This window comes from Brevundimonas sp. UBA7838 (genome assembly GCF_002500885.1).
In the GTDB taxonomy this organism is placed as follows: Bacteria; Pseudomonadota; Alphaproteobacteria; order Caulobacterales; family Caulobacteraceae; genus Brevundimonas; species Brevundimonas vesicularis_C.
Genome location: NZ_DLTK01000031.1, coordinates 18299 through 19069, shown reverse-complemented (window position 1 = coordinate 19069; position 771 = coordinate 18299). Strand labels below are relative to the sequence as shown.

The 771-nt window shown below is 69.1% G+C and carries 1 protein-coding gene; it reads left to right on the top strand.

Features of this window, described 5'->3' with window-relative positions:
• Nucleotides 1-568, top strand: a 568-nt coding sequence (locus tag B3T77_RS01885) for a PD-(D/E)XK nuclease family protein (RefSeq protein WP_292076617.1), incomplete at its 5' end; no start/stop codon positions are given.
• Nucleotides 569-771: the final 203 nt, after the last annotated feature.

Here is a 771-nt window from a genome sequence, read left to right as displayed (position 1 = left end):
GATCCGCATTCCCGCCCCCTCCCCTTTGGCCAACCGCGCGGCCGGCGGGGCATCGCTGGGCCGGTTCCGGCGCGGCGACCTGATCCACCGGCTGCTGGAACGCCTGCCCGAGATCGCGCCCGCCGACCGCCCCGACGCCGCCCGGCGCCTGCTGGCCCGCGAGACTGATCTGGACGAGGCCCAGCGCGCCGAGATGATCGCCGCCGCCTTCTCTGTTCTGAACGACGCCCGCTTCGCCCCGGTCTTCGGTCCCGGCTCCCGCGCCGAGGTCGCCCTGACGGGATCAGCACCCGACCTGCCGCCCGGCGTCGCCATCAACGGCCGCATAGACCGGCTTGTGGTCACGCCCGAGAAGGTTCTGGTCGTCGATTACAAGACCAACCGCCCCGCGCCAGACGCCGTTGAGGCGGTCGATCCCGCCTATGTGTTGCAGGCCGCCGTCTATGTCGCCGTGCTGAAGCGCCTCTATCCCGACCGCCCGGTCGAGGCCGCCCTGGTCTGGACCGACGGACCCAAGTTGATGCCCATTCCCGAAGCCCTGCTGGCGGCGGCGCTCGCGGGCAGTTGAATTGCCCGCGATTCGCTCCCACATCTGCGACCGAACCCGGACGCTCCGGCCAACATCAACCTGCGCTCAAGTAGCGAGGCGCCGCGCGCCGAGCGATAGCGCCCAAGGAGCCATTTATGGCGACAGTTAAAGTCACCGACGAAAGCTTCGACGCCGACGTCCTGAAATCCTCGACTCCTGTCCTGGTCGACTTCTGGGCCGAA